An 18,704-nucleotide genomic window follows, 5' to 3' on the forward strand; every position below is an offset into this window, starting at 1 on the left:
GCGGGGGCAACGGTGCTACTGGCTCGCGTCGTTCACTGCGGCTGGAGCGCTGGCTAGCTTCGCCAGCGGGCGCGCGGTCTGTTCGGCGACGGGAAGCGGGGCGATTTCCCTGTCGCCGGTCTCGACATCGAGCGCCTCGAAACGCTTCGCCTGCGTCAGCACCTGAGATTCAAAGCTGCCGACGAAGGCGTTGTACGCCCCGGTCGCCTGATCGAGGTTCTTGCCGACGCGCGCGATGTGCGATCCCATCACCGACATGCGCGCATAGAGTTCCTTGCCCAGCGCCGCGATCTCGCGCGCCTGTCCCGCGAGCTTCTCCTGCCGCCACACCGCCGCGACAGTGCGCGCGATCGCGATCAGGTTGGTCGGGGTCGCGAGCAGCACCTTGCGCTCGAACGCATAGTCCCAGAGCTCATGATCCTGATCGAGCGCGGCGGCAAGAAAATGCTCGCCGGGGACGAACATCACGACGAAGTCGGGGGTGTCGTCGAACTGGTTCCAGTAGGATTTGGCGCCGAGCGTGTTGACATGCGCCTTCATCGCCGCGGCGTGCGCGGCGAGATGCACCGCCTTCTCGCTCTCGTCGACCGCGCCGAACGCATCCTGATAGGCGTTGAGCGACACCTTGGCGTCGATGACGAGGCTCTGCCCGCCGGGCACCTTCACGACGACGTCGGGGCGCAGCCGCCCGCCGTCGCCGTCGGCAACGCTGACCTCGGTCTGGAAATCGGCATGTTCTGAAAGCCCACAGCTTTCGAGGACGTTGCGCAGTTGCTGCTCGCCCCAGCGCCCGCGCGCCTTGGGGGCGTTGCGGAGCGCGTTGACGAGCTTCGCCGCCTCGCTCGACACGCGTTCGGTGCCCTCGCGCATCGCGGCGATCTGACCGTGGAGCAGCCCGAAGGCGTCGCGGCGCTCGGCCTCGACCTTGCCCACCGCTTCCTCATATTTCTGCAGCCGCTCGTGGACCGGCGACAGCAAGGCCTTGAGGTTCTGCCCCGCCGTCTCCTCGCTCTGCTTGAAGCGCTGCTCGGCGCGCTCGAGAAACGCCTTTTGCGCTTCGCCGAGCATCGCCTGCCCGACTTCGCGGAACTGCGCGGTGAGCGCCGTCTGCGCGTCGCGAAGCTGGGCGATCTGCGCCTCGTGCGCCTCCTCGCGGGCGCGCTGTTCGGCAAGCAGCGACGCGAGTTTGAGGTCCGCCGCCTTGCGCGCCTCGGCCTCGGCCGCCAGATCGGCCACCGCCGCCTTGAATCGCTCGGACAATCCATCGCGCTCGGCCTTGAGCGCCCCCGCCTGCCGCCCGGCGAGCAGCCAGCCGATCAGGCCGCCGAGACAGAGAGCGGCAAGGGCGATGACGAGCGCGGTGATATCCATGCGCGGAACATAGATCGAACACCGCCCTTCTGGCTAGCGCTAAAATCCCCTCAGAGGAGATCGCTCGCGACGTCGAGTTCGCGCACGCGGCGCTTCTGCCGCGCCGCGTCGACGAGCCGGCGCAGTTCCTCGCGCCGTTCGGCCGCACGGTCGATATGCGGCATCACAAGCGCGCCCTCGCGTGTCGTCTCGTCGGATGAATCGATGCTGATCGTTCCGATTCCCGCCCATTGATTGATCAGCGTGAAATCCATGCGCACGTCCTTCACCCGATAGAGTTCGATCTCGTCGACGCTTTTGACGAAAATCCCCTTGCGCAGGATCAGCCGGTCCTCGGTCAGCTCATAGGTCATGTCGAGATTGCGGATCCACTGGACCAGGATGATCAGGAAGCCGACCCCGACGAGGCAGAGCAGCAGGGTCAGCCAGCCGACGAGCGTGCCGCGCAGCCAGCCCCAAGTCGAGGAACGGAAGCGATCGAGAACTTCGGGCATATGCACCTCCCCCATGATCAGATTGGCCTAAACGATCAGATTGGCAACAATATAGCGCGCGATCAGCAGCGACAGGATCGCGATGCTCGCGCGCCGCCCTTTCACCCCCATCGCCGCCACGACGAGCGCGACGAAGAGCAGCGTCATCCCGAGCGGAAACGGCCGAAACAGTAGCCGCGACAGGTCGGGATGATTGAGGAAATAGGCGAGTTGCGCGCCCAGCAGCACAAGCAGCAGGCCGAACACCAGTCGGCGCACGCGGAAATAATGGGTATCCAGATTGGCAAACCCCTCGGGATGCGAGGGAAAAACGAGTCGCGCTGCGAGAAAATAGAGGCCGGCGAAAGCGACCACCGCCATCAGCGCGGTCGACGATACGACGACATCCGCCTTCACGCGCCATGCCGAGGCCCAGAACGACAGCAGGTCGAGCATCACGAACACCGCGAGGAGCGGCGTCAGCCACCCGATCGCGAACCGCTCCTTCTCGGCCTCCGCCGCGAACCGCGCCTCGAGCGCGCGCCCGAGCCCGCCGAGCAGCTCGACCATCGAGAGGCCGAGAAGCAGGCTGTAGAGCGCGAAGACGAACTCGAAATCGCTCACGCTCCCGCTCCCCACTCGGCCGGCAGGATCGCGCGATAGGATTGGGCGTCGGGCGCGCCACCGACAAGCCGGCCCTGCGTCAGAAGCCAGTAGTGCCGGACGATCTCGGCCTGCTGCTCCAGCCCGTAACGTTCGAGCGGCCAGCCGGGTTTGAGGCTGTAGTCATAGGTCGCGAACGGATGCCGCATCAGCACCAGATACCAGCGCCCGCGCCGCTGCGCCTGCCAGACATGCGTCATTTCGTGGAGAAATAGCCCTTTGGCCTGCAATTCCGCGTCGCGCCCGCCCGCCGGGCAGGAGAAATCGTCGCAATATACGCCGCCCTTGGGGTGGAAATGCAAATCGCCCATCGGCGCCATCACGATGCGGCGCGGCTGGAAGAATATCCATTTGTATCGGCGCACGCGCACGCGCGCATAATCGATCGCATCGCCGAAAACCGTCCGGGCGAGCGCGATTTCACCGGTCGTGAGGGGTCGCGACGGCCGCGCCACCCGCGCTTATTTCTTCGCCGCGTCCACAGCCGGCTCTTCAGCCCCCATCGCGCCATGGCCCATCTTGCTATGGTCCATCGCCATCCCCTCATCGCCCCCGGCCGCCGACGCCTGCTTGATCGGCAGGTCGAAGAGGATGCGTTCGTTATTGTTGTTGGTGAACACGAATGCCATCGGCAGCTTGCCAGCGCGCACCGCGGCGGGGTTGATGTTCCAGATCATCAGATGCTTGCCGCCGGGCTTGAACTGCAGCTTGCCTTCGGCGGGCACATCGGCGCTCATCAGCGGCTTCATCGTCACCACGCCATTTTCCTTGACGCTCTCGTGCATTTCGACGCGCTGCGCGAGGTCGGCGGTCACCGCCATCAGTTTTACATCGCGCGGCCCGCCGGTGACCGTGAAATAACCAACCGCCGGTCGGTCGGGCGTCGCGCCCAGCTGGATATAGCCGCCGACCACATTGAGCTGCGGTCCGGCGCCCAGATTCTCCTTGCACCCGGTCAGCGTGAGCGCGGCGGCGCCAAGGGCTGCACCGATCAAAGCGCGGCGTGCGAAGGGCTTCATCGTTCTGGGACTCCCGAAATGCGTCAATTTTCATCGTCCAGATAAGCCGTCAAAGCCCTTGTGCCAAGCTAAAGCGCACCTATATCGCCCACAACATTTCCATGTGAGGCGTGCCTTTTGAGGGCGCCCAAGAAGCAACAAGGACGTTGATAATATGGCCAAAGTGATCGGGATCGACCTCGGCACCACGAACAGCTGCGTCGCGGTGATGGAAGGCGGGAAGCCCAAGGTTATCGAAAATGTCGAAGGCACGCGCACGACGCCGTCGATCGTCGCCTTCGCAAAGGATGGCGAGCGCCTCATCGGCCAGCCGGCAAAGCGCCAGGCTGTCACCAACCCCGAGAACACGATTTTTGCGGTGAAGCGCCTTATCGGCCGCCGCTTCGACGACCCCATGACCAAGAAGGATATGGAGCTCGTCCCCTATACGATCGTCAAGGGCACCAACGGCGACGCATGGGTCAAGGCGGGCGGCGAGGATTATTCGCCGTCGCAGATCAGCGCCTATATCCTCCAGAAGATGAAGGAAACCGCCGAGGCCTATCTCGGCGAAAAGGTCGAGCAGGCGGTCATCACCGTTCCCGCTTACTTCAACGACGCCCAGCGTCAGGCGACCAAGGACGCCGGCAAGATCGCGGGCCTCGAAGTGCTGCGCATCATCAACGAGCCGACCGCGGCCGCGCTCGCCTATGGCCTCGACAAGACCGAGAACAAGACGATCGCCGTCTATGACCTTGGCGGCGGCACCTTCGACATCTCGATTCTCGAGGTGGGCGACGGCGTGTTCGAGGTGAAGTCGACCAACGGCGACACCTTCCTCGGGGGCGAGGATTTCGACAGCAAGATCGTCGAATATCTCGCCGACACCTTCAAGAAGGACGAGGGCATCGACCTGCGTTCGGACAAGCTCGCGCTGCAGCGTCTGAAGGAAGCCGCCGAAAAGGCGAAGATCGAACTGTCGTCGGCCGCGACGACCGAGGTCAACCTGCCTTTCATCACCGCCGACGCCAACGGGCCGAAGCACCTGGTGAAAACGATCACCCGCGCCGACCTGGAAAAGCTGGTCGAGGATCTGATCAAGCGCACGCTCGAACCCTGCAAGAAGGCGATCAAGGACGCCGGCGTTTCGGCGAGCGAGATCGACGAGGTCGTGCTCGTCGGCGGCATGACGCGCATGCCGCGCGTCCGCGACGTCGTGAAGGATTTCTTCGGCAAGGAACCGCACACCGGCGTGAACCCCGACGAAGTCGTCGCGATCGGCGCCGCGATCCAGGCGGGCGTGCTGCAGGGCGACGTCAAGGACGTGCTGCTGCTCGACGTGACCCCGCTGTCGCTCGGCATCGAGACGCTGGGCGGCGTATTCACGCGCATGATCGACCGCAACACCACGATCCCGACCAAGAAGTCGCAAGTCTACTCGACCGCCGACGACAACCAGTCGGCGGTGACGATCCGCGTCTTCCAGGGCGAACGCGAAATGGCCGCCGACAACAAGATGCTTGGCCAGTTCGACCTCGTCGGCATCCCGCCGGCGCCGCGCGGCGTGCCGCAGATCGAGGTGACCTTCGACATCGACGCCAACGGCATCGTGTCGGTCCACGCCAAGGACAAGGGCACCGGCAAGGAACAGCAGATCAAGATCCAGGCCTCGGGCGGCCTCAGCGACGCCGACATCGAACAGATGGTCAAGGACGCCGAGCAGTTTGCCGAAGAGGACAAGAAGCGCCGTGAGGCGGCGGAGGCGAAGAACAACGCCGAAAGCCTGATCCACACGACCGAACGCCAGCTCGAAGAGCACGCCGACAAGGTCGACCCCGGCCTCAAGGGCGAGATCGAGGCGGCGATCGCCGAAGCCAAGACGGCCGTCGAAGGCGGCGACAGCGCCGCGATGACCGAAAAGGCGCAGGCGCTCGCGCAGGTCGCGATGAAGCTGGGCCAGGCGATCTACGAGAAGGAACAGCAGGCCGCGGCATCGCCCGCCGCCGACGCTGGCGAGCAGAAGGCCGACGAAGATGTCGTCGATGCCGAATTCTCGGAAGTCGAAGACGACAAGAAGTAAGCAGGAAACTCTCCCCGCCGCGTCCTTTGGGCGCGGCGGGGATGACGGGGTCAGAGAATGTCGCTCGACATCGATTATTACGAATTGCTCGAAGTCGAGCGCAACGCCGACGACAAGACGCTGAAGTCGGCGTACCGCAAGCTCGCGATGCAATATCACCCCGACAAGAATCCGGGGTGCGGCGACAGCGAAGCGCGGTTCAAGGCGATCAACGAAGCCTATGACTGTCTGAAGGACCCGCAGAAGCGCGCCGCCTATGACCGGTTCGGCAAGGCGGCGTTCCAGAACGGCGGGCCCGGCGGCGGCTTCGGCGCCAATGCCTCCGATTTCGGCGACATCGGCGATATTTTCGAATCGATCTTCGGTTCGGCCTTTGGTGGCGGCGGGCGCCAGCAGCGCGGTCCCGCGCGCGGCGCCGACCTGCGCTACGACATGGAGATCAAGCTCGAAGACGCCTTCGCCGGCTGCGAGCGCGAGATTCAGGTCGACGTCGCCGGGCGCTGCGAGGCATGCGACGGCTCGGGCGCCAAGCCCGGCACGCGGACCAATCGCTGCTCGACCTGCGCCGGCCACGGCAAGGTCCGCGCACAGCAGGGCTTCTTCATGGTCGAACGCACCTGCCCGACCTGTCAGGGCGCGGGCGAGGTCATCGCCGACCCCTGCAATACATGCCATGGCGAAGGCCGCGTCGACCGGCGCAAGACGCTGACCGTCACCATCCCGCCGGGGGTCGACGAGGGAACGCGGATCCGCCTGTCGGGTGAAGGCGAAAGCGGCGCGCGCGGTGCGGCGCCCGGCGACCTCTACATCTTCCTCCACATGGCGCGGCACAAGGTGTTCGAGCGCGAGGGTACGACGCTGTTCACGCGCGCGCCGATCAGCTTCACCACCGCAGCGCTCGGCGGGTCGATCACCATCCCCGGGCTCGACGGCAAGAAGCACGACATCGCCATTCCCGCGGGCATCCAGTCGGGCAAGCAGCTCCGCCAGCGCGGCGCGGGGATGCCGGTGCTCAACGGCCGGGGTACGGGCGACCTCGTCGTCCAGATCGACGTCGAGACACCGACGAAGCTCAGCGCGCGGCAGAAGGAATTGCTCTGCGAGTTCCGCGAGACCGAGACGGGTGAGGAATGCCCCGCGAGCCAGGGTTTCTTCGGGCGCATCAAGGAAATGTGGGACGATCTGACGGAGTGATCCGGCCCTCTCGTCGACATACCAAACATCGTCATTCCCGCAAAAGCGGGAACCCAGGGGCAGAGTAAGCCGATGCGCGCTCTGCGACCCCGCTTTCGCGGGGATGACGAACCCATCTAACCGATTTCCACCCGCAGCTCGTCGATCAGCGCCTTCACCTGCGGCAGCCGGCTTTCCTCCTCGTCGAGGATCGCATGGAAGGCGCGGCGCTTGATCGCCGCCAGTTCCTCCGCGCTCAAGGCGCCCGCCACGCTGCTCGCGACGATATCGACCAGCCGGTCGGCGCCGTGGAGCCGCCCCCACAGATAGTCATTCTCGCGGTACGCGCGGCTGAAAAAGGCGCCGAAGCTGTTGAACTCGATCCCCTTCAGCATCGCCCCCGCCCCGCCGGTGCGGATGGCGGTCGCGTCCGACGGCGAGATACGATCGACCTTGATCGGATCGAACTCGTCGAACCCCTCGCCCTGCAACAGCGGCAGGGTCGCGATGTCGTAAAAGGGGTAGCCGAGGTAGGCGAGCAGCATCTTGCGCCGGTCGTCCTTGGGGAGCTGCGCGAGCCCTTCGGCGACCAGATTATCGGCCTCGGCATCGGCGCCGATCAGGTCGCGGCGCGCGCCGATCGCGTCGATCCATGCCGCCGCACCGGCGTCGGCGGGCACGTCGACCTCGGACAGCCAGTCATCGCCCTCGCGCTCGACATATTGGCCCAGCGCCGCATAGATCGCGTCGCGCATCGCATCGCACGCCGGGTCGCGCGCCTCGCGCTTCGCCTCGACGACGCGGTCGAGCTCGCGCGCGAGAAAGCGCAAGCGGCGGATACGGAACCCCAGGTCGTGGGTGCGGAAAAACACCACCGCATCGTCGCTTGCGCCCAGCCCGCGCCGTCCCGACAGCCGGTCGAGCCCGCGCGCCCGCACCTCGTCCCACAGCGCGTTGCGGCGATTGCGCTGGTGGATGTCGCCCTCGGGCGGCGCGAGCCGGTCGACCGTGCCGACCAGTTCCTCGACCACCGCCGACAGTTTGAGGTGGCCATAAGGCGCATAAGCGAAGCCTGCGCGCGCCGAGGCCTGATCCTGCGCCTTCGCGCGCCATTTCTGCAACCGCGCGGGGGTCGGCGTGTCGAGGAAGAAGGTGGTGCCGAACAGCGCCGCGACCTGTTCCTCGACCTCGACCTTCATCGCGTCGATGATGTACTGCATCCGCCGGATGCGCCGTGACATGCCCTCGATCGCCTCGACATTGTCGCGAATCGGTTGTTCGCGCGGAATTTCGGACAGCGCGCCGAGGATCGTCGACATGAAGCCCGGAAGCTTCTTCTCGTCCCCCGCCGTTGCCTCGCCGGGCTTGCCGAAGCTGATCGAGCGGTAGTCGGGCTTAGGATCGATATAGACGAAGCGCCGGTCGATCTCGCGCCGCGCGGGCCGCTGCTTGAGCGCGGCGATCGCGGGGCGGAAGGGTGCGTTGGCAAGCACCGATCCGTCGATCAGCACGCGGTCGGCCGGATCGGCCTCGCCGCCTGCGGGAAGTTGCGCGCGGATGAAGGCGTCGCGGCCGGGCCATTCGATCCCGCGCTTGCCCAGCACGCGGTCGAGCTCGCGCAACGTGAAGGGCGGGAAAGCACCCGGAAAGCTTGCGGTCGCGCGCGCCGCCGCGGCGAGCGCCGGCACATCGTCCAGCCCGTCGGCCGCCTTCGGGTCTTGCCGGAAATGGATCACCAGCCGATGTTCCTGCTCGGTGACGCGCGGCGGACTGTTGAGCGACAGCGGCGCGCTGTGCCCCGCAAAATCGGTGACCGAGACGAACAGGTCGACCGGCTGGCCCGTGGGCACCAGCGACGGCCCGACCGGCCCGCTGTCCATCGCATCGAACGCATCGAGCAGCAGGTTCGAAAAGGTCTCGCCGCCGAAGGGCGGTTCGAACCAGCGCGCACGCACGAAGCGCGACAGCTTGGCGCGCACCTCCTCCTGCGCGCCCTCGCCAACCGTCCGGTCGATCACGTTGCCGCGCCGTTTCATCGCCCAGCCCGCGATCGGCACCGCCCAGAATTTGGTCGCCGCCGACAGCGGCCGCGCGTCGGGGTCGAGCAGATAATCGACGTCGGCATCCTTCAGCCACAGCTCGGTCAGCGGATCGAGCGACTGGCCCGTCGCGATCGCCCGCGCGAGGAAGATGCCGTTGATCCCGCCCGCGCTCGCCCCCGCGACGATGTCGGCCATGACCCGCAGCCTGACCCCGCCGCGCTCGCCGAGCGCGGTGAGCAACTCGCCATAGACGCGCCCCGAACCCTGCTGTGGCCGCCCCTCATGAAAGGCGCGCGACGCCGCGGCGAGCCGCCAGACCTCTTTGGTAATGCCGTGCATATAGACGGCGAGGCTGATGCCGCCGTAGCAAATCAGGGCGAAGCGCAGTTCCTTTTCCCGCATCGCGACAATGATAGCGCGCTTTGGGGGGCGCCGTCACCTTTTCAGACGGAATGACGGAAACCGGGCGTCGGCTGCCACTGGCGCCGATCTGGATCGCATGGGCGGAAACGACCGAAGGTGGACATTCGTTCCTCCCTGTGGCGCAGCCATGGGGAGGTGGCAGCGCGCAGCGCTGACGGAGGGGCTTTTGCGCCGACGTTGCGGCCCCTCCACCATCACCTGCGGCGACGGTCCCCCTCCCCACGGCTGCGCCGCAGGGAGGATAATTCCCTCTTCGTCATCCCGGACTTGATCCGGGGTCCACGAATTCGGCGCTGCAATGGATCCCGGATCAAGTCCGGGATGACGAAGGTCTGGAATCCACCCCAAAGCCGTCCTTCGCAAAAAAGCCCGGCAAGGCCTGTGACCGGCGCTGGCCGGACGGCTCGGGAATCAGGCGCCGACCGACTTATTCTCGACCACCTCGAGCGGCGGCGGCGACTTCACCGCGCCGGCGCGGCGGTGCGAGAGCTTGCCCTCGACCTTGCCGCCGTTTTCGATCGTGATCGTTTCATAGGTGACGTCGCCGGTGATCCGCGCGGTGGCATGGACGATCAGCGTCTTGGCCTCGATCGATCCGTCGAGCAGGCCCGCGATCTTCGCGGTATCGGCGATCACCGCGCCCTTGATCTCGCTCGCCTCGCCCTGCACCAGGTTGGCGCATTTCAGGTCACCGTCGATCTTGCCGTCGACGTGCAGGTCGACGCTGGCCGAGACGTTGCCGGTGATGACCACGTCCGATCCGAGGACCGAAAAGGTCGTGTGACGCGCGCCGGTCGCCATCTTAGCTGGCAGTGCGGCTGGCAGCGAGGGCGCCGACTCGCTGTCGGGCGTCGTCTTTGACTTCAAGAACATCGGCTTTGGCCTCCAGGAAGCGGCGCGGGTTGACCGCGACCCCGTTCAAACGAACTTCGAAATGCAGGTGGCTGCCGGTCGAACGGCCGGTCGAGCCCATCTTGGCGATCTGCTGGCCTGCGGCGACCTGCGCGCCCACCGCGGTGTTGAAACCCGACAGGTGCGCGTAGCGGGTCAGGATGCCCTGGCCGTGATCGACCTCGACGACATTGCCATACCCCGACTTCTGCCCGACGAAGACGACGCGGCCGGGGGCGGCGGCGAGGATCGGGGTGCCGAGCGGCCCGGGGAAATCGAGCCCGGCGTGCATCGCGCCGGCGCCGGTGAAGGGGTCGCTGCGATAGCCGAAGCTCGACGAGAGCATCAGCACGTCGGCAGGCTTGCCCGAGGGCACCGCGACGAGCGTGCGTTCGAGCACTTCCATGCGGAACAGCGCGCCCTCGAGCGCGGCGAACGAGGCGCCGAACGCCTTCGCCTTGCCGGTCGTGCCGCGATAGGGGATGAAGGGACCGCCGCGGCCGGACGCGGCGTTGCGGACGAGCGCCCGGGGATCGAGCCCGAGCTTTGCGACCGCGACCTCGGCCTTTGCCGCGCGCTCGTTCACCGCCGCCAGCAGGCGCGCCGCGAACCGTTCCTGACGCTTTTCGATGCGGGCGAGCGCCTGCGCCTCGGGCGGCAGGTTCGGGTCGATCGCGCTGGTTTCGAGCGTCGCGGGCTCGGCCTTCGCTTCGGTGCCGGCTTCGGGCGTCACCGCCGCGGGTTCGACGCCGAAGTGCGTCTCCGACCATTCGTCGAGCTGGTCCTGCCGCTCTTCGAGGTCGGCGGCGGTTTCGGCAACGCGGTCGCGATATTTGGCGATGCGGGCTTCGGCGGCGGTTGCCGCGGCCTTCTGCGCCGCGACTTCGGCGCGCTCGCCCGAACTCAGCATCTGGTTCGCCAGTATCGCGAGCGTCACGCCCGCCCAGGCAAGCAGCACCGCGCCGGCGATGAGCGCGACGCGCTTTTGCCAGACCGCGCTGACGCGAAGGAAACGCACGTGACCGTGCGTGCGGATGAAGATTTCATGGTCCTGAAACAGCGCCGAGACGCGCTGCCGCCAATGGCGCAGGCCCGTTAATTTCGAAGACAAGTGGCGACCCCATCTTGTTGTTCTGTGGAGCCCTCCGCCCCGCTTGGAGGGCGCCTTACCAGCGCGCGAACCCCCTTGCGAATCATTGCGGGGCGAGTCGCGCCGAGTCGAACATGACTCGCGGTGAACGGTGTCAAAGGGCGCCAATGGCGCCATTTTGGGAGGATTCAGGCCCGCGAATCGCCTGTTAACATTGACGGCTTGCTTACCATTTCGGGGTAGGGAAAGAGGGTGACCGACATGTCCGATACCCCGATCCCCGCAAGCGCAAATGCCCTTCAGGAACAGGCGCCTGCGAGCCGCCGCCGTCCGCGCTCGGCGGTCAGCGCGGGGGTCGGGATCGTCGGCCTGATCGGCCTTTTGGGGTATCTGCTCATCGCGCGCCACGCCCCGGATATCGCCGCCTTCCTTGGCGTCGACTGGGGCGACCGCGGTCCGATGAGCGGGCCCAATTCGGCAATCGTCAGCGTGCTCGCCTGCGGCGTGCCGATGGTGCTGTGGTCGCTGTTCGTCGACAAGGTGCACCGCAATCCCTCGACCGGGATCGACTGGAACCAGCGCCGCCCGTGGCGCGACACGCTCGACATCAGCCTGACCAAGCTCGCCGGGCTCTGGGCGACCTGGCTTCTGCTCGCGGGTTTCTATGCGACGATGCGCTATTATTGGGAGGGCAGCTACGCCTTTTCGATGGACCTGCTCGAGCGCGTCGTGCCGTGGCTGCTGCTGGTCTCGGTGCCCTATACGCTCTGGCTCGACCGCCGCATGGTCGAGCCGCGCGACGGCTGTTACCAGTTCGGCCGCTGGATGATCGCGCCCGGCCAGCCGGTCGACGGCCGTGCGATCGCGCATCATTTCCGCGCCTGGGCGGTGAAGGGCTTTTTCACCGCCTTCATGCTGTCGATCGTGCCGGGCAATTTCGCCGCGCTGGTCACCGTCGGGTGGAGCGACGTGCTCGCCAACCCCTATATGACCGGCATCTGGGCGATCAACATCCTCTACCTCGTCGACGTCCATATCGCGACCGTCGGCTATATACTGACGATGAAGCCGCTCGATTCGCACATCCGGACGGCGAACCCCTATTTCATGGGCTGGGTCGCGGCGCTCGTCTGCTACCCGCCCTTCATCCTGATGAACGGCGGCCCGCTCGACTATCAGGTCAACGGCGCCGACTGGGGCTATTGGCTGCAGGGGCACGACACGCTGATGGCGCTCTGGGCGGCGCTGCTGTTCGCTCTCGTTGCGGTCTATGCCTGGGCGACGATGGCGTTCGGCATCCGCTTTTCGAACCTGACGCACCGCGGCGTCATCACCCACGGCCCCTATGCCTTCACGCGCCATCCCGCCTATGTATCGAAGAATCTGAGCTGGTGGGTCGGCTCGCTCCCCTTCCTCGTCACCGCCGGAGGGCCGATCGAGGCGGTGCGCAACACGGTCCTGCTCGGGCTGGTCAGCGGGGTCTATTACTGGCGCGCCAAGACCGAGGAAAAGCATCTCCTCGCCGATCCCGCCTATCAGGCCTATTGGAACTGGGCGCAGGCGAATGCCCTGGTGCCGCGCCTGTTCGCGAAGCTGACGGGACGGGCGCGCCCGCTCATTCGCCTCGAACCCGATCCGCGCGTCGGGCCGGTCGCCTGACAGGGGCGGACGCCGTACGGCGCCCGCCCGCTCGCATCGTCAGAATTTGAACGCGGCTTCGACGCCCCAGATGCGGGGCTCGTTGACGAAGCCGGTCAGGTTGTTGAAGTCGATCCCGCCGACCGCCGAAGTGTCGTTGGTCACGTTGCGGACGAACGCGGCGAAGTCGTAATGATCGGTCTTGTACCCGACGCGCACGCCGCCCTCGAGCAGGCGCTTGTCCTGGAACTCGACCGATTCATAGAGGAAGAAGTTGATCTTCGAACGGTACGACCAGTCGGTATAGACATAGACCTCGCCGTCTCCGACCGGGACGCCATATTTGGCGGTCCAGTTCGCGATCCAGCGCGGCGACTGCGGCAGGCTGTTGCCGTCGATGTTGACGATCGCGGCCGCGAACGGCGCCGCCGGAACGACGATCGGGTCGAGCACGGTGCAGAGCGACGGATCGCCGGGCAGCAGGTCGACGCGCGTCGCGCCGCACGCCGCGGTGGTCAGGTTCGGGTCGCGGATCTCGGTATGGTTGTAGCTGAGGCCCGCGGTGAGCAGCAGCCGGTCGACCGGCATCAGTTCGACATCGAGTTCGAAGCCATAGCCGCGGACATTGTCGGCGTTGATCAGGCGGTTCGCGTTGACCCCGCCACCGACCGCGGTGAGCTGCGCATCGTTGAGGTTGTAGAGGAAGCCCGACAGGTTGATGCGGCCGCGGCCGCCCAGGACGGTCGACTTCACCCCCGCCTCATAGGAGGTGATCGTTTCCGAATCGCCGATCGTCACGCCCGATTCGAGCGGGGTGGCGGTCGCCGGCGGGAAGAGGATACGGCCCTGGATGCTCGGCGCGCGATAGCCGCGCGCGACGCGGGCATAGAGGTTGATGTCGTCGGTCGCGGCATAGGCGATGTTCGCGTCCCACGTGACATTGTTATCGCTGACGCGGCGGTTCACCGTGCCGAGCGGGTTCTGCAGGAAGTTCGGGAACTGCGTGTCCTTGCTGCGTACCACGGTATAGCGGCGCTTGTCGTCGTTGTAGCGGACGCCGCCGGTGACGCTGAGCTGGTCGGTGAGGTGATAGGTCAGCGAGCCGAAGACGCCATAGGCCTTGCTGTGCTGTTCCTGCGCGACGACGATGTTCACGCCGCCGACGGCGTTGTTCGGGTCGCCGAGGGTCGAGTAATTCTCGCTGAGGATGTCGAGATCCTCGTCGAAGTAGAAGAAGCCGGCCTGATAGGAGAGCGGGCCGTTACCGTTGCTTTCGAGGCGGACTTCCTGCGTGAACTGGCGCAGTTTCGGCACGCTGTCGCGCGTTTCGGCGGTGAAGGGGATGTCGCCGGGGCCATAGAGGTTCGGCGGCAGGAAGTTGGCGCCGAAACCGCCGTCGACGTCGCCGACCGAGGTCGCGTGACCCTTCCACAGGCTGGTGACCGAGATCAGCGAGACCGGGCCGAGATCCCAGTTGACGCGCGCCGAGGCATTGCCGGTGCGCACGCGCTGTTCATTCTTGCCGTCGGTCGAGACGCGGTAGCGGTCGAAATTGTCGTTGAGCCCGGTCTCGCCGCGCGTGAAGACATTGGCGCGGAACAGGCGCGCGGTGCCGTTGAGGCGGCGGAGCTGGCCGGTCAGCAGGATTTCGAGATTGTCGGTCGGCTTGACGAGGCCCTGGAAGCGGAGCGCGAGCTCGTCGAAGCCCTCGAACGCGTCCTTGGTGGTGCCGCTGGGGACGACATTGTCCACATAATCGTCCTGGCGCTGGTAGAGCCCCGACACGCGGATCGCGACCTTGTCGCCGAGCGGGCCGCCGACGGCGCCCTGCGCGTTGATCGCGTTGAAGCGGCCATAGGAAATGCGGCCGTAACCGCCGAACTCATCCTTCGGCTTCACCGAGTCAAACTTGACGATGCCCGCGGGGGTGTTGCGGCCGAACAGCGTGCCCTGCGGCCCGCGCAGCACTTCGACGCGTTCGATATCGAACACCGGGAAGCCCTTCAGGATCGGGTTTTCGAGGACCACATCGTCATAGACAAGGCTGACCGGCTGCGACGCGTTGAAGTCGAAATCGGTGTTGCCGAGACCGCGGATATAGAAGCGCGGGAAGGTGCGGCCGAACGAGGATTCGACCATAAGGCTGGGCACCTTGGCCGACAGCGAGCGGACGTCCTGGCCGCCGGCGCCGATCGCGTCGAGCTTGTCGCCCGAGACCGCGGTGATCGAGATCGGCACGTCCTGCAGATTCTCTTCGCGGCGCTGCGCGGTGACGATGATCTCGCCCAGCTGGCCTTCTTCGGCGGCGGGGGCGGCGTCCTGCGCGGCGGCGGGGGCGGCCCAGCCGGCGGCGAGGATGGCGAGGACGGGGGCTATAGCGGTAGCGGAAGGAAAAAGGCGCATGGCGAGCTTCCTGAAACAGAGTGAACGTTGGGAGAGCGAAAAACCAACCGCTCTTTGGCGATCCGCGCCGCCGCGATCAATCGGCGAAGCACGGGCTGCTGACGATCATGTCAACAGTGTTGCGCAATTGCTTCACTTTCGAGGCGAGGGGATGGCCGGTTTCGGCCGATTGCTGCCCTATCCATCATCGTCACCCCGGACTTGATCCGGGGTCCATGACTTCAGCGCTGCAGTGGATCCCGGATCAAGTCCGGGATGACGAATGTCTGGAATCCACCCCTTTTCAGACACTTCCTCGGCGATGAAGGCGCGCCCGCGCCAGACACGAAAAAGCCCGCTAACTCATCGAGAAAGCGGGCTAATTTTGGTTGCGGGAGTAGGATTTGAACCTACGACCTTCAGGTTATGAGCCTGACGAGCTACCGGGCTGCTCCATCCCGCGTCAACCAGCGGCTTTTCCCTTTCAGGACCGCCAAAAACAGCCAAAGGCCGGCATCTCTGCCGGCCTCTAACTTTGTGAATGGGTTTCTTTTCGACCTTACGTCGGCTGCAATGCCTGGCGACGTCCTACTCTTCCAACGCTTAAGCGGTAGTACCATCGGCGCTGTCAGGTTTCACGGCCGAGTTCGAGATGGGATCGGGTGGGTCACTGACGCCATGGTCACCAAGCAATGAAGCCGGCGTAGGGTCAAAAGTCTTTCAATCGATGTCCGTGCAATACTGTCTGATCAATCATCCACTATCGCGGACAAACCCGTCAGGCTTGTCGTTGATGGCGGGACTCTAAAGTGCGAATAGAGCAATTAGTATCGGTTAGCTCCACGCGTTACCGCGCTTCTACATCCGATCTATCAACGTGGTGGTCTTCCACGGCTCTAAGAAATCTTATCTTGAGGGAGGCTTCCCGCTTAGATGCTTTCAGCGGTTATCCCGTCCATACATAGCTACCCTGCTGCGCGGCTGGCGCCACGACAGGTACACCAGAGGTATGTTCAACCCGGTCCTCTCGTACTAGGGTCAACTCCTCTCAAATTTCGACGCCCACGGCAGATAGGGACCAAACTGTCTCACGACGTTCTGAACCCAGCTCACGTACCACTTTAATTGGCGAACAGCCAAACCCTTGGGACCTGCTCCAGCCCCAGGATGTGATGAGCCGACATCGAGGTGCCAAACGATTCCGTCGATATGAGCTCTTGGGAATCATCAGCCTGTTATCCCCGGCGTACCTTTTATCCGTTGAGCGATGGCCCTTCCACTCGGGACCACCGGATCACTATGACCGACTTTCGTCTCTGCTCGACTCGTCAGTCTCGCAGTCAGGCAGGCTTATGCCATTGCACTCTAACAGACGGTTTCCAACCGTCCTGAGCCTACCATCGCGCGCCTCCGTTACTCTTTAGGAGGCGACCGCCCCAGTCAAACTACCCGCCACAGAGGGTCCCTGATCCAGTTTCATGGATCGAGGTTAGACATCAGAAAACAACAGGGTGGTATTTCACCTATGGCTCCACACCGGCTGGCGCCAGTGCTTCAAAGCCTCCCACCTATGCTACACAGTTCTTTCCTAATGCCACTCTGAAGCTGCAGTAAAGGTGCACGGGGTCTTTCCGTCTAACCGCGGGTACTCCGCATCTTCACGGAGAATTCAATTTCGCTGAGCATCTCCTGGAGACAGTGGGGAAGTCGTTACGCCATTCGTGCAGGTCGGAACTTACCCGACAAGGAATTTCGCTACCTTAGGACCGTTATAGTTACGGCCGCCGTTTACCTGGGCTTCATTTCGGAGCTTGCACCCCTCCACTTAACCTTCAGGCACCGGGCAGGCGTCAGGCCCTATACGTCGTCTTGAAGCCGACTTAGCAGAGCCCTGTGTTTTTGCTAAACAGTCGCTACCCCCTGGCCTGTGCCCCCCACAAATGGTTGCCCAAATGTGGGGCCTCCTTCTTCCGAAGGTACGGAGGCAATTTGCCGAGTTCCTTCAGGAGACTTCTCTCAAGCGCCTTGGTATACTCTACCATCCCACCTGTGTCGGTTTAGGGTACGGTCTATAATGGAGGGGCTATTTCCTGGAACCTCTTCAAAGCCTGACCAATCCAATAAGGTCAGACAATTTACGAGATCCGTCACACACCTCCAGGCCCACGAATATTAACGTGGTTCCCATCGACTACCCCCTTCGGGCTCGTCTTAGGGGCCGGCTTACCCTGCTCAGATTAGCTTTAAGCAGGAACCCTTGGGATTTCGGCGAGAGGGCATCTCACCCTCTTTATCGCTACTCATGTCTGCATTCGCACTTCCGATACCTCCACGGCCCATTACCAGACCGCTTCATCAGCCTACGGAACGCTCCGCTACCGCGTGTATTGCTACACACCCTAAGCTTCGGTGCATCACTTTAGCCCCGTTACATTTTCGCCGCAGGAACCCTTATTTAGACCAGTGAGCTGTTACGCTTTCTTTAAAGGATGGCTGCTTCTAAGCCAACCTCCTGGTTGTTTTGGGATTCCCACATGCTTTCCCACTTAGTGATGACTTGGGGACCTTAGCTGTAGGTCAGGGCTGTTTCCCTTTTGACGACGGACCTTAGCACCCGCCGTCTGTCTGCCGGATAGTACTCATGGGTATTCGGAGTTTGGTTAGAATTGGTAGATCTCGCGACCCCCGCATCCATCCAGTGCTCTACCCCCCATGGTATTCATCCGACGCTCTACCTCAATAGATTTCGCGGAGAACCAGCTATTTCCCGGTTTGATTGGCCTTTCACCCCTAAACACAACTCATCCGACAATTTTTCAACATTGAACGGTTCGGCCCTCCAGTGCGTGTTACCGCACCTTCAGCCTGGTCATGCCTAGATCACCGGGTTTCGGGTCTAATGCATCAAACTATGTCGCCCTATTCAGACTCGCTTTCGCTGCGCCTACACCTAACGGCTTAAGCTTGCTTGATACACTAAGTCACAGACCCATTATGCAAGAGGTACGCAGTCAGGCCTCAAGGGCCCTCCTACTGCTTGTAGGCGTTCGGTTTCAGGTACTGTTTCACTCCCCTCATCGGGGTGCTTTTCACCTTTCCCTCACGGTACTGGTTCACTATCGGTCATACAGGAGTACTTAGGCTTAGAGGGTGGTCCCCCTACGTTCAGACAGGATTTCACGTGTCCCGCCCTACTCAAATCCTTTGACATCACTTTCGCATACGGGGCTGTCACCCGCTATGGCCCTACTTTCCAGAAGGTTCTGCTAGTTGAATCAAAGGCATTGGCCTGGTCCGCGTTCGCTCGCCACTACTAACGGAGTCTCTGTTGATGTCCTTTCCTCCGGGTACTGAGATGTTTCAGTTCCCCGGGTTCGCTTCACCAAAGCTATGTATTCACTTCGGTGATACCCTTCCCATTTAACCTTCGACGCCGATTGCTCGGCGGCGAAATTAAATGGTGAGGGTGGGTTTCCCCAT

General features: G+C 64.0%; 13 protein-coding genes, 1 tRNA gene and 2 rRNA genes (1 of these 16 running past the window's edge). 4 read left to right on the forward strand and 12 right to left on the reverse strand.

Annotated elements, in window-relative coordinates; genetic code table 11:
- Positions 1–15: 15 nt before the first annotated feature.
- Genes ATE64_RS13875 through ATE64_RS13895 form a run of 5 tightly spaced genes read right to left on the reverse strand, consistent with a single transcriptional unit; the run spans position 16 to position 3,526 of the window.
- Entirely contained in the window at positions 16–1,371 is a 1,356-nt protein-coding gene (locus ATE64_RS13875) for a DNA recombination protein RmuC (RefSeq protein ID WP_058454991.1), read from the reverse strand.
- 50 nt (positions 1,372–1,421) lie between these two features.
- A complete protein-coding gene (locus tag ATE64_RS13880; protein WP_058454990.1) occupies positions 1,422–1,865 on the reverse strand; it encodes a PH domain-containing protein in 444 nt (147 codons plus the stop codon).
- Positions 1,866–1,892: 27 nt separating this feature from the next.
- Entirely contained in the window at positions 1,893–2,468 is a 576-nt protein-coding gene (locus ATE64_RS13885; protein WP_058454989.1) for a hypothetical protein, read from the reverse strand.
- A complete protein-coding gene (locus ATE64_RS13890; protein ID WP_058454988.1) occupies positions 2,465–2,962 on the reverse strand; it encodes a hypothetical protein in 498 nt (165 codons plus the stop codon). The genes ATE64_RS13885 and ATE64_RS13890 overlap by 4 nt, the downstream gene beginning before the upstream one ends.
- Before the next feature lie 6 nt (positions 2,963–2,968).
- Entirely contained in the window at positions 2,969–3,526 is a 558-nt protein-coding gene (locus ATE64_RS13895) for a copper chaperone PCu(A)C (protein WP_058454987.1), read from the reverse strand.
- 154 nt (positions 3,527–3,680) lie between these two features.
- On the opposite strand from ATE64_RS13895, the gene dnaK reads away from it, so the two are divergent.
- Together dnaK and dnaJ are read left to right on the forward strand one after the other, a co-directional pair.
- Positions 3,681–5,585, forward strand: coding sequence for a molecular chaperone DnaK (gene dnaK, locus ATE64_RS13900; protein ID WP_058454986.1), 1,905 nt, complete (start codon positions 3,681–3,683; stop codon positions 5,583–5,585).
- 57 nt (positions 5,586–5,642) lie between these two features.
- On the forward strand, positions 5,643–6,779 hold the full coding sequence (dnaJ, locus tag ATE64_RS13905; RefSeq protein WP_058454985.1) for a molecular chaperone DnaJ: 1,137 nt from the start codon (positions 5,643–5,645) through the stop codon (positions 6,777–6,779).
- 116 nt (positions 6,780–6,895) lie between these two features.
- Here dnaJ and ATE64_RS13910 read toward each other — a convergent pair whose 3' ends face one another.
- The 3 genes from ATE64_RS13910 to ATE64_RS13920 all read right to left on the reverse strand — a co-directional run bounded on the left by ATE64_RS13910 (position 6,896) and on the right by ATE64_RS13920 (position 11,225).
- On the reverse strand, positions 6,896–9,202 hold the full coding sequence (locus tag ATE64_RS13910) for a patatin-like protein (protein WP_058454984.1): 2,307 nt from the start codon (positions 9,200–9,202) through the stop codon (positions 6,896–6,898).
- A 432-nt stretch (positions 9,203–9,634) separates the two neighbouring features.
- Positions 9,635–10,024 carry a polymer-forming cytoskeletal protein gene (locus ATE64_RS13915; RefSeq protein ID WP_058454983.1) on the reverse strand — a complete coding sequence of 130 codons (390 nt, stop codon included), beginning with the start codon at positions 10,022–10,024 and terminating at the stop codon, positions 9,635–9,637.
- Between the two features lies 1 nt (position 10,025).
- Positions 10,026–11,225 carry a M23 family metallopeptidase gene (locus ATE64_RS13920; protein WP_231729086.1) on the reverse strand — a complete coding sequence of 400 codons (1,200 nt, stop codon included), beginning with the start codon at positions 11,223–11,225 and terminating at the stop codon, positions 10,026–10,028.
- 231 nt (positions 11,226–11,456) lie between these two features.
- Here ATE64_RS13920 and ATE64_RS13925 point away from each other — a divergent pair, with 231 nt between their 5' ends.
- A complete protein-coding gene (locus tag ATE64_RS13925) occupies positions 11,457–12,863 on the forward strand; it encodes an isoprenylcysteine carboxylmethyltransferase family protein (RefSeq protein ID WP_231729087.1) in 1,407 nt (468 codons plus the stop codon).
- 39 nt (positions 12,864–12,902) lie between these two features.
- On the opposite strand, the gene ATE64_RS13930 is transcribed toward ATE64_RS13925, so the two are convergent.
- Positions 12,903–15,245, reverse strand: coding sequence for a TonB-dependent receptor (locus tag ATE64_RS13930; RefSeq protein WP_058454982.1), 2,343 nt, complete (start codon positions 15,243–15,245; stop codon positions 12,903–12,905).
- On the opposite strand from ATE64_RS13930, the gene ATE64_RS21735 reads away from it, so the two are divergent.
- A complete protein-coding gene (locus tag ATE64_RS21735) occupies positions 15,244–15,450 on the forward strand; it encodes a hypothetical protein (RefSeq protein ID WP_156416523.1) in 207 nt (68 codons plus the stop codon). The two genes, ATE64_RS13930 and ATE64_RS21735, sit on opposite strands and share 2 nt — an antisense overlap.
- A gap of 160 nt (positions 15,451–15,610) precedes the next feature.
- Here the strand turns inward: ATE64_RS21735 and ATE64_RS13935 are convergent.
- The 3 genes from ATE64_RS13935 to ATE64_RS13945 form a co-directional block, all read right to left on the reverse strand.
- Positions 15,611–15,687 (reverse strand) — tRNA-Met (locus ATE64_RS13935).
- A gap of 112 nt (positions 15,688–15,799) precedes the next feature.
- Positions 15,800–15,914 (reverse strand): 5S ribosomal RNA (rrf, locus tag ATE64_RS13940).
- A 115-nt stretch (positions 15,915–16,029) separates the two neighbouring features.
- Positions 16,030–18,704, reverse strand: a 23S ribosomal RNA gene (locus tag ATE64_RS13945) (it continues 116 nt past the right edge of the window).

It is taken from the genome of Sphingopyxis sp. H073, assembly GCF_001468395.1.
Classification (GTDB): domain Bacteria; phylum Pseudomonadota; class Alphaproteobacteria; order Sphingomonadales; family Sphingomonadaceae; genus Sphingopyxis.